The following is a 13,759-nucleotide window of genomic DNA, read 5'->3' on the forward strand; positions in this document are numbered from 1 at the left end:
CATGACAACTAACTATATTTTTGTAACCGGCGGGGTCGTATCCTCTCTGGGTAAAGGCATTGCCGCAGCCTCCTTGGCGGCTATTCTTGAAGCCCGTGGCCTCAACGTTACCATCATGAAACTGGACCCGTACATCAACGTGGATCCGGGCACCATGAGCCCGATTCAGCATGGGGAAGTTTTCGTCACCGAAGACGGGGCAGAAACCGATCTGGATCTGGGTCACTACGAGCGCTTCATCCGTACCAAAATGACGCGTCGTAACAACTTCACCACCGGGCGTATCTACTCTGATGTGCTGCGCAAAGAGCGCCGTGGCGACTATTTGGGTGCCACCGTACAGGTGATCCCACATATCACCAATGCCATTAAAGAACGCATCATCGAAGGCGGCGAAGGCCACGATGTGGTGTTGGTCGAAATCGGCGGCACCGTCGGCGATATCGAATCCCTGCCGTTCCTGGAAGCCATTCGTCAGATGGCCGTCGAAGTGGGCCGTGAGCACACTCTGTACATGCATTTGACGCTGGTGCCATACCTGGCAGCCGCGGGTGAAGTGAAAACCAAACCTACCCAGCATTCGGTAAAAGAACTGCTTTCCATCGGTATTCAGCCAGATGTGCTGATCTGCCGTTCCGATCGCGCAGTTCCTGCTAATGAACGCGCTAAAATCGCTCTTTTCTGTAACGTACCGGAAAAAGCGGTTATCTCCCTGAAAGACGTTGATTCCATTTATAAAATCCCAGGCCTCTTGAAATCTCAGGGCTTGGATGATTATATTTGTAAACGATTCAGCCTGACACCGCCGGAAGCCAATCTGGGCGAGTGGGAGCAGGTGATCTACGAAGAAGCCAATCCAGGCGGCGAAGTGACCATCGGCATGGTCGGCAAATATGTCGAACTGCCAGATGCTTACAAGTCGGTGATCGAAGCGCTCAAGCACGGTGGCTTGAAAAACCGTCTGACCGTCAACATCAAGCTGATCGATTCGCAGGATGTTGAAACCCGCGGCGTTGAAGTGCTGAAAGATCTGGATGCCATCCTGATCCCTGGCGGCTTTGGCTATCGTGGCGTGGAAGGCAAGGTGATGACCGCACGCTACGCGCGTGAAAACAAAATTCCTTATCTGGGCATTTGCCTGGGTATGCAGGTGGCGTTGATGGAGTTTGCGCGCAACGTGGCGGGGATGGAAAATGCTAACTCCACCGAATTTGTGCCAGACTGTAAGTACCCGGTGGTCGCATTGATCACCGAGTGGCGTGACGAAGACGGCAACGTCGAAGTCCGTACCGAAGAAAGCGATCTGGGCGGCACGATGCGCGTCGGTGGCCAGCAATGCCACCTGACCGACAACAGCCTGGTGCGCAAGATGTACGGCGAGCCAACCATCGTGGAACGTCACCGTCACCGTTACGAAGTTAACAACATGCTGTTGAAGCCGATCGAAGCCGCAGGTATGCGTGTGGCGGGTCGTTCTGCGGACAACAAGCTGGTTGAGATTATTGAATTGCCTGATCATCCGTGGTTTGTGGCCTGTCAGTTCCATCCGGAATTTACGTCGACGCCGCGTGATGGACATCCGTTGTTCGCTGGCTTCGTCAAGGCGGCCGGTGAACACCAGAAGCGTCAGGTGAAATAAGAGTTTTAGTAAGCAACGCGCGGCCAAAACCGCGCGTTGTTTGTCTGGAGTTTTAGTTTAACTTGTCTGAGGAAAACCTAATGTCCAAAATCATTAAAGTCATCGGTCGTGAAATCATCGACTCACGCGGCAACCCAACTGTTGAAGCCGAAGTGCATCTGGAAGGCGGTTTCGTCGGTCTGGCTGCAGCGCCGTCAGGTGCTTCTACCGGTTCCCGTGAAGCACTGGAACTGCGTGACGGTGACAAGTCTCGTTTCCTGGGTAAAGGCGTACTGAAAGCCGTTGCCGCAGTAAATGGCCCAATCGCTCAGGCGGTTGTGGGTAAAGATGCCAAAGACCAGGCTAACATCGACAAGATCATGATCGATCTGGACGGTACCGAGAACAAATCCCAGTTTGGCGCTAACGCCATCCTGGCTGTTTCTCTGGCTGCTGCCAAGGCCGCTGCTGCCTCTAAAGGTATGCCGCTGTATGAGCACATCGCTGAACTGAACGGCACCCCAGGCAAATTCTCTATGCCGTTGCCTATGATGAACATCATCAACGGTGGTGAGCACGCAGACAACAACGTTGATATTCAAGAGTTCATGATCCAGCCAGTTGGCGCTAAAACGCTGAAAGAAGCCGTGCGTATGGGTTCTGAAGTGTTCCATCACCTGGCTAAAGTACTCAAGAGCAAGGGCATGAACACCGCCGTAGGCGACGAAGGTGGCTATGCGCCAAACCTGGGTTCTAACGCCGAAGCGCTGGCTGTTATCGCTGAAGCGGTAAAAGCGGCAGGTTATGAACTGGGTAAAGACATTACTCTGGCGATGGACTGTGCAGCGTCTGAATTCTACAAAGACGGCAAATACGTGCTGGCTGGCGAAGGCAACAAAGCCTTCACTTCTGAAGAGTTCACTCACTTCCTGGAAGACCTGACCAAGCAATACCCAATCGTGTCTATCGAAGACGGTCTGGACGAATCTGACTGGGATGGTTTCGCATACCAGACCAAAGTGCTGGGCGACAAAATCCAGCTGGTGGGCGACGACCTGTTCGTGACCAACACCAAGATCCTGAAAGAAGGCATCGAGAAAGGCATCGCTAACTCTATCCTGATCAAATTCAACCAGATCGGTTCTCTGACCGAAACTCTGGCTGCAATCAAGATGGCGAAAGACGCAGGCTACACCGCGGTGATCTCTCACCGTTCAGGTGAAACCGAAGATGCTACCATCGCTGACTTGGCGGTAGGTACTGCGGCTGGCCAGATCAAAACCGGTTCTATGAGCCGTTCTGACCGCGTTGCTAAATACAACCAACTGATCCGTATCGAAGAAGCGCTGGGCAACCGCGCACCGTTCAATGGCCTGAAAGAAGTTAAAGGTCAGTAATATAACGGTTTGATTCGTTACTGAATCAGTAAGCAAACGGAGAGTGCCGTAAAGGTACTCTCCGTTTTTTTATGCCTATGTTAAATGAACTCACCAATCTGCGACATGGTGTAAAAATTTATTTAAGATTCTTCTTGGTGGCGGGGAGGGGTATTTCAGCGATAGATTTCCTGTTTTGTGGTGGTATTTTCCAGCCCCGGCGACCTAGTTTTCGACATCTGAATGGTTACTGAACAATCAATAATTATCTAAACAAAGACATTAAAATATTAAAATGACAGGAATATTCCTAACCTTAGGGAATACCCCCTAAAAAGGCCAATATGTTTCAAAATGTTTATTATTGTGGCGTTGTGATCATGGCGATATCTTAACCTATTGATATTTAATGTTTTAATTTATCTAAAAAGCAAGATTAATAGTTGTTACAAAATGTAAATAAATTCTATTATATGCGATTGCGACGAAAAAATGGTTGTTAGGAAAAATCTGGGTTTGCTAGAATAATCTCACATGTCCACAGGGCGTTTTAGAAATATAGTGTGACATGTATATTCTTAGTGAGTTTAAGCCAGTAATTAATTACTGCCAGGACTGCTTTATTGGAAAAAGTAAATTAAAAGGATTTCTTATGAAAATCAAAATGACGGCTCTCGCTTTAATTGCATTCTCTAGCACCTCCATGGCAGATTCAGCCAACACCGTGCAATTCAAGGGTGAAGTGAGTACTCAAACCTGCTCGGTGAATATTAACGGCAATGAAGCCAATCCGGTGGTGTTACTGCAGACGGTTGCGGCCAGCTCGCTCGCTACCAAAGGTGCCACCGCTGGTGATACAACCTTTACCGTTAACGTAACCGGTTGTACTACCGCGGCCAGCGACACCTCCATCAAGACGGTATTTGTGGGCAATAACACGACTACCAATGGCAACCTGGGTAACACCGGTGATGCGACCAAGGTTTCTATTCAACTGTTGGATAGCGATGCCACCACGCCACTGAGCTTTACTACGGGTTCAACGGCCACCACCAGCGCAATGACGCTGGCAACCGGCGCGACATCAACCTCGCAAGAACTGGTTGCCCGTTATTATGCCGAAGAAGCTGGGGTGACTGCAGGTTCAGTGATCGCCACGGCACAATATGCGATTACGTATAAATAATACTCTTCCGCTCCAGGTTGTTTCCGCCACCAGGCTCAAGCCTGATGGCGGGAAATAACCTGTTACCCATAATAACGTCAGCACCGCCCGAAACGCTAAGGGGTGCTGAGTTATTAGTCTTGTTGACTGGTCTCTCTTATGGCGTATACCACACGTACCTTTTCTTGTTGGGCGGCATTGCTGTTCAGCCTGACGTTGCTGATTGTCGATAGCGCTGCTGCCAGTGTCACCATGCTGGGCAACCGAGTGATCTACCCGGCTCAGGCACGCGAGAAAACGCTGCAGTTTACCAACGATGATGCTGCTCCGGCGCTGCTCCAGGTCTGGCTTGATATCGATAATGACAAATCGACGCCGGAAACGGCGGATGCCCCCTTTATCGCATCGCCACAGATTTTCCGGATGAATGCCCATAGCGGGCAAATGGTACGTTTGATTTACACCGGCAAAGGTTTACCGACCGACCGAGAATCCCTGTTTCACCTTAACTTCCTCCAGGTGCCAGCCGTCAAGCAAAGCGAAACGGATAAAAACAAGCTGGTACTGTTGGTCAGCAACCGGTTGAAGGTGTTCTATCGGCCAGAAGGGCTGCCGGGAGAGGGGAATCAGGCGGGTAAACAGTTGCAAATCCAGCGTAATGGCAATGCATTACAGGTCAGTAATCCCACGCCTTATTACGTCAGCATCAGCTATGCCAAAAGCGGCAATAAAAACCTGCATATTGAACCGGCCGATATGGTCGCGCCTTTTTCGCAGGTGAGTTGGCCGCTCGGCTCGGCGTTCCCCAAAGGGAAACTGAAAGTGGTGCTCGGCGTCATGAATGACTACGGGGTAGAGGTTCCCGTAACGTTAGAGACGCCGCACTAAAAAAGGACAGGGAGGTCCTGATGTCGCTTAAAAACTATCCCACATTTCCGCCTCTGCTATCAACGTGCTGCCGCTATGGCCTCTTTTTGCTCTCTTTGGGCGGGATCTCCCTGGCACAAGGCGCGACGGACGACGACTACGCCTTCGACGCCGATTTACTGCGCGGCAGCGTTTTCAGCACTACGCAACTCGAACAGTTCAACCAACAGGATCTGGTGACGCCAGGCAACTATGAGGTCGAACTGTTTACTAACGGCGTATTTGTTGAACGCAGCAAAATCCGCTTTGTTTTGGGTGACGATCGGCGCGTTTTGCCGTGTTTTGACCGACAACAGCTGGAACGCCTTGGTCTAAAGGAGGTGCCAGTGGCGCCTGCGGAAGGCTGCCTGCAACCTGGACGCGATCTTAAAGATATTCAGGTTCAGGCCGATATGTCACAACTAAGATTGGATCTCAGTATCCCACAGAGTTTGTTGAACCATAAACCCCGTGGCAGCGTCAGCCCTGACAGCCTGAGCAGCGGTGAAACAATGGCGTTTTTCAACTACAACGTTAACCAATATCACGTCAACTACCGCCAGGGGCAGACCAAGGATCTCAATTCCACCTTCGCCAATCTGAATGGGGGTTTTAACCTGGGTCTATGGCGTTACCGCCAGCAATCCAGCTTCCGTTTTGATAATGAATTTGGCAGCCATTGGGATACCAGCCGCCGCTATGTCCAGCGGGCGGTGCTGCCGTTACGCAGTGAGGTTTTGCTGGGAGAAGGTTTTACCGACGGCCATTTCTTTGCCGGGTTGGGGTTTCGCGGTGTCCGGATGACGTCGGACGATCGTATGCTGCCGGACTCGCTGCGAGGCTATGCTCCCGTGGTGCGCGGTATTGCTAACAGTAACGCCAGGGTGACCGTGTTTCAGGGCAAAAGCCAACTGTATGAAACCACGGTGGCCCCTGGTCCCTTTGCGATTGACGATCTGTTTGCCACCAACTTCTCTGGTGACCTGACGGTGGTGGTGACCGAGGCAGATGGTAGCGTCAGCACCTTCACCGTGCCATTCTCTGCCGTTCCCCAATCCATGCGCCCCGGCTCCTCACGCTATTCGGCGACTCTTGGTCGATCGCGCTTTATCGGCGACAACGATCTTTTCAGTGAGCTGACCTGGCAGTATGGTTTGAGCAACTCTCTGACGTTTAATACTGGCAACCAGTTGGCTGATGGTTATCAGGCCTTGATGCTGGGTGGGGTCTACAGTAACTCGCTGGGGGCTTTTGGCCTGGATAGCACTTTTTCCCATGCCAGCCTGCCGGAAGGCACCACCTCGGGCTGGATGCTGCACCTGTCCTATAGCAAAAGCTTTACCCCAACGGATACCACGCTTTCCATCGCCGGGTATCGTTACTCCACCGAAGGGTTTCGTGATTTGAGCGATGTGCTTGGCGTACGTCAGGCAGAACGCAGTGGACAAAGTTGGCAATCCGATTCCTATCGCCAGCAGTCGCGCTTTGAAGTGGCCGTCAATCAGGGGATCGGCTCATTGGGTAACCTGACGCTGTCAGGCTCTACGCAGGATTATCGCGATGGGCGTGGCCGGGATAATCAGCTACAGTTGGGGTGGGGCAAGGTATTTGGCAACGGCGTCGCGTTGAACCTTTCGGTGACGCGTACCCGTAGCCTGAACGGCAACAATAGCGCCTATTACGACGGAAATCAGCCTTATGTGAATAGCAATGGTTTCGCGAGTACCAACACCTCGCAAACCGTTAGTTCGCTCTCGGTTTCCTTTCCTCTTGGCCGCTCTTCTTCTGCGCCAACGGCATCGTTGTTCTCTAATCATAGCCAAGGACAGGGGGGGAGTTATCAGGCGGCGCTCTCGGGCAACGTGGGGGAGACGCAGCAGGTCGGCTATGGGCTTAATTTCACCACCGACGATAATAACCATAACAGTATCTGGGGGGGGAATCTGCAAACCCGCCTGCCTTATGCCAGTGCCACCGGCTCGGTTTCAGCATCCAGCCAATATTGGCAGGGATCGGCAGCACTACAGGGGGCAGTGGTTGCCCATCGCGGTGGAGTCACGCTTGGGCCTTATGTTGGGGATACCTTTGCCCTGATCGATGCCCCTGGTGCGCGTGGTGCGCAAGTGATGGATGGGCAGGGTGCCCGTGTCGATCGTTTCGGTTATGCGCTGGTTCCTTCGTTGGTGCCCTATCATTTCAATACTGTGGCTTTGAATCCGCAGGGGATGAGCAGCAAAGCAGAATTGGAAAGTGGGCAACAGCGCGTGGCACCTTTCGCAGGAGCCACGGTGCGTCTGCACTTCAAAACGATACGAGGTCAGGCGGTGTTGATCAAGGTTCAGCGGCCAGATGGCAGCATCATCCCGATGGGGACCTCGGTCTATGATGAGAACAATAATGATGTCGGCATGGTCGGCCAGGCTAATCAGGTCTATCTGCGCAGCGATAAACCGCAGGGGAAATTGACCTTACGCTGGGGAAAAGGGGCGACTGAACGATGCAGCTTACTCTATAAATTACCCCCACCAAGCGATGAGCCGATCCTGTTATTGAAGGCGACATGCCGCTGATTTACCGATTTTTCACCGGAGGTTATGCCATGAAGTTATTTTCACTGCTGCGGTTGGCGCTGTTGGGAGGCCTATTTGCAGGGGTCTGCCTACCAGCGGCGGCCAGATGCACCCGCGTTTCGCCAGCCATTGACTCCGGTTGCGACGCCTGTGGCGTCGGGATCGGCCTGGGGCGTATCAACCTGACCAGCACATACCTGCAGCCCGTAGGCACGCCGCTGGGCAGTAGCGTGTTTGATTTCACCTCCGGCGTCCGTTACCCAGATCCGAACAAAGTTTTGTATGAGTGCGATGCTAGCGACGTCGGGCAGATTTTTGAAGTGTTTGCCACCAACGGTGACGACCGGGTGGGGGGGTATTATGATTTAGGGGCGGCGGACGGCAATCCCAACTATTTTGCCACCTACTTCCCCTATGTCGGTATTCGTCTCACTCATCTGGATTCGGGCAAGGTATTTACCCGTTACTGGCAGGCAACGCCGATCACCCGTTATGCCACCGTGGGTAACAAGATCCAGGTCCGGGTCAAGGATTTCAGCCCCATCCGGGCAGATCTGATCCGCATCAGCTCGCTCCCTGGCCGTGGTGCCAGTAACTACTGTGGTTACAGTGCCTCTAATCCATTGACTGGCATGGCTTCCACCACGGGTAATTCGAACTATACCTGCATCCAGCCTAATGGCTATGTGACCTTCCAAGGGCCGGGTATTGCGTCTGATCCTATTGGTAGCGATTCAGCCACCAACTATTCGACCTGGGGAACCGGGCGTTGGAACGCGATGGGGATGGGGACGTCGCCGATTTCTTCTCTTTCTTACACCGCCACCTGTGTGGCACGTAACGTCACGCCGCTGGTGATCCTGCCCACGCTTTCCGTCGGTCAATTAACCGCGGGGCGAACCTCGCAGGCCCAGTTCACCATCAATATCGAATGTGATAATGCAGCCGTTTCGGGGATTAGTACCAATCGTACGGCCTTGGGTCTGCAAGTCCCTTATGCCAGCTTTGCTCTGGCGCAACAGCTTGGTCTGGTCAACGCCAGCGGTGGCGTCAGCTATCTGCTCTCTGACGGTTATGGCACGGACAGCAGTGTAGCGACCGGCGTGGGAATTGCACTCTCTAACAGTAGCAACGGTACGCCAATGAACTTTGTCGGCTGGGCTCGTTGTAGTGCTGGCCAGTGCCCACAGGGTAACAATGCGGGTTGGTATCCAGTTCTCGATGGCGCAAGCAGCGGGGGCAGTACCGCGACGGGGTATACTCATTACACCACGCAGTTGACAGCCACATTATCACGCTTGCCGGGCCAGACCGTTACGGCGGGCAAGGTTGATGCCAAGGCGTATGTTTGGGTCAAGGTACAGTAGAGAACATTATGAAGAAAATCGTCTGTACGCTACTGCTGCTCGGTGGCTTGTTACCTGCCATGCTGGCTCAGGCCGGCATTATTGCCTCCGCAACGCGAGTGATTTTTCGTGAGGGCGATAATGAAAAAAGCTTGATGCTCCTCAATACCAACGACTATCCGATAGTGGTGCAAACCTGGGTAGACGATGGGGATGTCAATGCGGCCCCTGAGCAATCAACAGCGCCTTTTGTCAGCTTGCCTGCCGTATTTAGCATGCAGCCCAAGACCATGAAAGGGCTGAGGCTGATTTATAACCAGCAGTCACTGCCAACGGATAGGGAATCGGTCTTCTGGATTAATCTGTACGAAATTCCACCGACACGCCCGGTGATCCCCCCGCTTCAGCCTAGCGTGACCATGGCGATGAACACCCAGATGAAGATTTTCTATCGGCCCAAGGCGGTAGTCGCGGCAGAGAAGGATGCGCCCAAGCCGGTGTTCACACTGAAAAAGGAAGATAATCATTACGTCTTGCTGTGCGATAACCCGTCGCCGGTTTATCTCTCTTTTTCCCGTCTTGCGTTGCGCATTGGCCAGCAGGATTATCCGGTGCAACAAGAGAGCGATATGATGACGCCACCTTTTGGCAGCAAAAAGTATCGGATTGATGGTATTGTTCAATCAGGAGCTATCTCCTCAGCGATGGTCAACGCCGCCATTATCGATGACCAGGGTAATGCGGTCGATCAACAATATGCCGTAAGGAAATAACAGGCCTCACCTTGTGGCCAAATAGAGAAAAAGATGATACCCAATAAAACTCAGATCGAACTTGAATTGGCACAACGGGCCGCCAGGATAAGAAGCTCGGGGCGGTTCCATCAGGCGATAATTAAACACGCCGTGATGATAGATGAAACCTATCGGAATCATCCTATGTTCTACAAAATCATCTTTCGTAACAGCCGATTTATTATCTGCTCGACTCTGCTGGCCATTTATTACAACCAAAGCGAGGCCGCCCTGAAGGATGTTAAAGCCTTTTTTAAAGACAAAGATATTATCAGCGAGAACGCGTTGGATTCGTTTCTGTTCTTTCTGCGCGTAGGGCGTTGGCTGGAGGTCAAGAAGGACGATCAAGACCGGCGCACGCTGTTGTTTAGGCCTACCCCGAATGCTTTGCGCCAAACCCATGAGCTGGTTTCCTCGATGGCGCTGCCCTATCAAACGTTAGCCCCCGAAATTCCGGTTGCCGACCTGTTGGATCAGAGCTGGTTTTTACCTGCGTTCTTCAAGGTTTACGGCCAACTGATGATACAGGAGATCTATCTGATCGATCTGGTTCCACAGGCCGCATTATTTATTACTAAAGATGCGGGCCATATGGTGTTACTGATGCTCTTTATAGAAAGTATCCGTCATAATTCCCACGTGCTGTTTTTGTCTTCGGCGGAGATCGCCAAGTTTAGCTCGGTGTCCCGTACGCATATCAATCGGATCCTGCTGGCGGCGGAAAAATCGGGCCTGCTCACCACCAAAAATAACGTGCTGATTGAGTTAAATAGCTCGTTTATTGAGATGGCAGAACGCTACTTTAGCCTGTATATGGCGATGGTGGGTTACAGCCTGGATGGAGCATGTCAGCAGCATAATAACTAGGTCTGTCAGAAAAACCACCCTAGTGATATAGCTGCAATATGCAATTTATAGTATTCAACTAATTATCATGGTATTTATTTTACTTTCAATATTTATAACGCCATGATTTTATTAATGTAATAATAATCCTAATTTAATATTTATTTTCATTATGCCTTATGGCTGTTAGCTACTAGACTCTTAATTCTATCAGGTAAATATCTGCTTCCCCTCGATTAAATACCTTAAATAGAGCCGGTGGAATAATGCCATTGGCTGTCGTACTTTGTTGCATACAGACTGAGAGGTTGGAATGCGAAGTAGGATAATTATTGTAGGTGGTGGTACGGGAGGTACCATGCTGGCCAATCTTTTGGCCACCAAGTTACATCGTGAGGTTATCAATAATCAGATTGAAATCATGATGATTTCCGACTCGCCGGTGCATTATTACAAGCCCGCGTTTATGTATGTCGCCTTTAATGCTTTTTTCAAACAAGAACTGACCAGGCCGCAGCAAAGCCTATTACGTCCAGAGATACAGTTTATTATTGATAAGGCTGAACAATTCGATTTATCCCAGCGTTGTATTTATACCCGCAGTGGCAATAAATATCACTACGACTTTTTAGTCTTTGCCACCGGCTGCGTACCCTGGCCTGAACAGATTGAAGGATTGGCCCAGGCGGGCGATCACTTTTACCAATATCAGGCGTCTCTCCAGTTGGCGCAAAAGTTGGCTACTATCGAGAAAGGGCGCATTTTTATCACGGTGTCGTTCCCGCAAACGCCCAACGTACCGCACCAATGTGGTATTGCCCCAATAGAAACCACCCTGATGCTGGATGACTACCTGCGGCGGCGCGGGGTGCGTAACAACGTTGAAATTGTTTACACCTACCCGACCATTTCGCAGCTCCTGCGTAACTGCCTGTTCCTGCAACGCCCTACTGGCGAGGCTTTGCCCAGCATTTTTGCGGCCCGCGATATCAAGCATCAGCGCGGTTTTACCCTAAGCAAAGTGGATAGCGAACGGCGCATTGCCTATTCCTCCGAGGGCGACGAACAACCCTTCGACATCCTGATGGCTACCCCGCCGATCCGTGCGGTGGAAGCGGTGCGCAACACCGGACTGAGCGATATCGATAACGGCGAAGGCTGGCTTCCCACCGATCACCAGACGCTGCAGGTTTATGGCCAGCAGGGCGTTTATGTGATTGGCGATACTGTCGATCTGCCGGTCAGCAAGGCGGGCGGTTCCTGCCATAACCAGGCCCCGGTGATTGCCGACAATATCGTCGCGGAACTGCGTTTGGGCCAGCCTCATAGCCATTATGACGGTAAGGTACAGGCCATTGCCCAAATGGGACTACAGGCCGGTATGCCGTTGGTTTACGACTATCGCCATGACGTGATCCCCACACCTGCCACTAAGCTTGGCGGCATGCTGCGCAACGGGTTTAACCGTGGCCTGTACTGGGCCACCGTACGCGGACTGATTTGAACGGAGGAAGTATGGACTCATCGCAAGCACAGCCGTTAGATGCCCTGTTGGCCAAGCTTGATCCGCTGCTGGCGACCGGCAGGCTGGATAACGTGGTCGATCTGCTGTCGTTGCTGTCTGACATAACGGATATTGCGGACAACGCGCTGGTGGAAAAACTGGCCGGGGTGTTCGAAGGCGTCGTCGCTGCGGGTTGGGAGGGCGGCATGGCGTTGAAGATGGCGCATAGCGAGCTGCAATTGAACACCTCGCCCGCCAACTACCGTTCGGTCTATGCGCTGCTGCGTCAGCCGGACACGCTATTAGGATTGATGCTGGTGTTGCGCACGTTGCAAATCATCGGCCAGCGTTTGCGTACCTCATCGTTGCCAGCAGAAAGCTGACGGCAACTCTTCTCCCTCAACAGGACATCTTTATGTCAATGAATTCCAAACAGGCGTTCGCCACACGTGCCATTCATCACGGTTATGACCCGCAGCAATTTCTGGGTGCACTTTGCCCACCGGTTTTTATGAGTTCGACCTTTACCTTTCCTTCGGCGGAATATGGCGGTGCCTGTTTCGCTGGTACCGAGCCTGGCTATTTTTACTCACGCATTGCCAATCCGACGCTGAATTTACTGGAGCAGCGTATCGCCAATCTGGAGGGCGGAGAGGCTGCCGTAGCCTTCTCCTCCGGCATGGGAGCGATCACTGCCTGTTGTTGGACGCTGCTGGCACCGGGCGATGAACTGATCGTCGATGAGACGATTTATGGCTGCACCTTTAGCTACTTCCATCATGGCCTGGCGCGTTACGGCGTGAAAATCACCCACGTTGACCTGACACGCCCGGAGCAACTGGCGAAGGCCATTGGGTCACGAACCCGGCTGGTATATTGCGAAACCCCAGCCAACCCGAATATGCGCCTGATCGATATTGCGGCCATCGCCGAAATCACTCACGGGCAACCACGAGCGCTGCTGTTGGTGGATAACACCTACTGCACGCCTTACCTGCAACAGCCTCTGGCTTTAGGGGCCGATATGGTGGTGCATTCTGCCACCAAATACCTGGGTGGGCATGGCGATCTGCTGGCCGGGCTGGTGATCGCCAAAGCCGAGTTGGCGCAGGAAATCCGTCTGATTGGCTTGAAGGACATGACCGGTGCGGTGCTATCGGCGCAGGATGCGTCTTTGCTGCTCCGCGGCCTGAAAACCCTGCCATTGCGCATGGAACGCCATTGCGACAACGCTCAGCAGTTGGCAGAACTGTTGGAACAGCATCCGGCGGTGGAGCGCGTGTATTACCCTGGATTGGAAAGCTTCCCGCAACATGGCTTAGCCAGCCAGCAGATGAGCCGCCCTGGCGGGATGTTGGCCTTTGAGCTGAAAGGGGGAATGGAGGCCGGGATCCGCTTCCTCAACGGATTAAATCTGATCCTGCGGGCGGTGAGTCTGGGGGATTGCGAATCCTTGGCGCAGCATCCGGCGAGTATGACGCACTCAGCCTACAGCGCCGAAGAACGCCGGCGGCACCATATCAGCGATGGGCTGATCCGGCTTTCTGCCGGGCTGGAAGATGTTGAAGATTTGAAGGCGGATATCAATCAGGCGCTGGCGCGTTGCCAGTAAACCTGCCGCAGCGGGCACCAGC

At 52.5% G+C, this 13,759-nt stretch carries 11 protein-coding genes; all 11 read left to right on the forward strand.

The window, feature by feature from the left end; all coding sequences use genetic code 11:
• The first annotated feature begins 1 nt into the window (after window position 1).
• The 11 genes from pyrG to KGP26_RS04685 all read left to right on the forward strand — a co-directional run bounded on the left by pyrG (window position 2) and on the right by KGP26_RS04685 (window position 13,737).
• Window positions 2-1,639, forward strand: coding sequence for a glutamine hydrolyzing CTP synthase (gene pyrG, locus KGP26_RS04635; protein ID WP_024483442.1), 1,638 nt, complete (start codon window positions 2-4; stop codon window positions 1,637-1,639).
• A gap of 80 nt (window positions 1,640-1,719) precedes the next feature.
• The gene (eno, locus tag KGP26_RS04640; protein ID WP_021179388.1) at window positions 1,720-3,015 is read left to right on the forward strand and encodes a phosphopyruvate hydratase; all 1,296 of its coding nucleotides are present in this window, start codon (window positions 1,720-1,722) and stop codon (window positions 3,013-3,015) included.
• Between the two features lie 631 nt (window positions 3,016-3,646).
• Window positions 3,647-4,180, forward strand: coding sequence for a fimbrial protein (locus KGP26_RS04645; RefSeq protein WP_059199781.1), 534 nt, complete (start codon window positions 3,647-3,649; stop codon window positions 4,178-4,180).
• Between the two features lie 138 nt (window positions 4,181-4,318).
• Window positions 4,319-5,047 (forward strand): molecular chaperone, encoded by a 729-nt coding sequence (locus KGP26_RS04650; protein ID WP_223665089.1) that lies wholly within the window; start codon window positions 4,319-4,321, stop codon window positions 5,045-5,047.
• Window positions 5,048-5,067: 20 nt separating this feature from the next.
• Complete coding sequence (locus KGP26_RS04655) at window positions 5,068-7,635, forward strand: fimbria/pilus outer membrane usher protein (RefSeq protein ID WP_223665090.1); 2,568 nt, start codon at window positions 5,068-5,070, stop codon at window positions 7,633-7,635.
• Between the two features lie 29 nt (window positions 7,636-7,664).
• Window positions 7,665-9,002: a fimbrial protein gene (locus tag KGP26_RS04660; protein ID WP_071682260.1), complete on the forward strand. Its 1,338-nt coding sequence runs from the start codon at window positions 7,665-7,667 to the stop codon at window positions 9,000-9,002.
• Between the two features lie 8 nt (window positions 9,003-9,010).
• Window positions 9,011-9,754: a molecular chaperone gene (locus tag KGP26_RS04665; RefSeq protein WP_179249332.1), complete on the forward strand. Its 744-nt coding sequence runs from the start codon at window positions 9,011-9,013 to the stop codon at window positions 9,752-9,754.
• Between the two features lie 165 nt (window positions 9,755-9,919).
• Window positions 9,920-10,642 (forward strand): hypothetical protein, encoded by a 723-nt coding sequence (locus tag KGP26_RS04670; protein WP_223498895.1) that lies wholly within the window; start codon window positions 9,920-9,922, stop codon window positions 10,640-10,642.
• 292 nt (window positions 10,643-10,934) lie between these two features.
• A complete protein-coding gene (locus tag KGP26_RS04675; protein WP_223665091.1) occupies window positions 10,935-12,125 on the forward strand; it encodes an FAD/NAD(P)-binding oxidoreductase in 1,191 nt (396 codons plus the stop codon).
• A gap of 11 nt (window positions 12,126-12,136) precedes the next feature.
• On the forward strand, window positions 12,137-12,508 hold the full coding sequence (locus KGP26_RS04680) for a hypothetical protein (RefSeq protein WP_094982126.1): 372 nt from the start codon (window positions 12,137-12,139) through the stop codon (window positions 12,506-12,508).
• 32 nt (window positions 12,509-12,540) lie between these two features.
• Window positions 12,541-13,737, forward strand: a complete 1,197-nt coding sequence (locus tag KGP26_RS04685) for a methionine gamma-lyase (protein ID WP_059199786.1) — start codon at window positions 12,541-12,543, stop codon at window positions 13,735-13,737.
• Window positions 13,738-13,759 lie beyond the last annotated feature (22 nt).

This window comes from Serratia sp. JSRIV002, assembly GCF_019968725.1.
In the GTDB taxonomy this organism is placed as follows: domain Bacteria; phylum Pseudomonadota; class Gammaproteobacteria; order Enterobacterales; family Enterobacteriaceae; genus Chania; species Chania fonticola_B.

Coding starts and splice junctions, on each gene's coding strand:
- pyrG (WP_024483442.1), top strand. CDS start 2: ATGACAACTAACTATATTTTTGTAACCGGCGGGGTCGTATCCTCTCTG.
- eno (WP_021179388.1), top strand. CDS start 1,720: ATGTCCAAAATCATTAAAGTCATCGGTCGTGAAATCATCGACTCACGC.
- KGP26_RS04645 (WP_059199781.1), top strand. CDS start 3,647: ATGAAAATCAAAATGACGGCTCTCGCTTTAATTGCATTCTCTAGCACC.
- KGP26_RS04650 (WP_223665089.1), top strand. CDS start 4,319: ATGGCGTATACCACACGTACCTTTTCTTGTTGGGCGGCATTGCTGTTC.
- KGP26_RS04655 (WP_223665090.1), top strand. CDS start 5,068: ATGTCGCTTAAAAACTATCCCACATTTCCGCCTCTGCTATCAACGTGC.
- KGP26_RS04660 (WP_071682260.1), top strand. CDS start 7,665: ATGAAGTTATTTTCACTGCTGCGGTTGGCGCTGTTGGGAGGCCTATTT.
- KGP26_RS04665 (WP_179249332.1), top strand. CDS start 9,011: ATGAAGAAAATCGTCTGTACGCTACTGCTGCTCGGTGGCTTGTTACCT.
- KGP26_RS04670 (WP_223498895.1), top strand. CDS start 9,920: ATGTTCTACAAAATCATCTTTCGTAACAGCCGATTTATTATCTGCTCG.
- KGP26_RS04675 (WP_223665091.1), top strand. CDS start 10,935: ATGCGAAGTAGGATAATTATTGTAGGTGGTGGTACGGGAGGTACCATG.
- KGP26_RS04680 (WP_094982126.1), top strand. CDS start 12,137: ATGGACTCATCGCAAGCACAGCCGTTAGATGCCCTGTTGGCCAAGCTT.
- KGP26_RS04685 (WP_059199786.1), top strand. CDS start 12,541: ATGTCAATGAATTCCAAACAGGCGTTCGCCACACGTGCCATTCATCAC.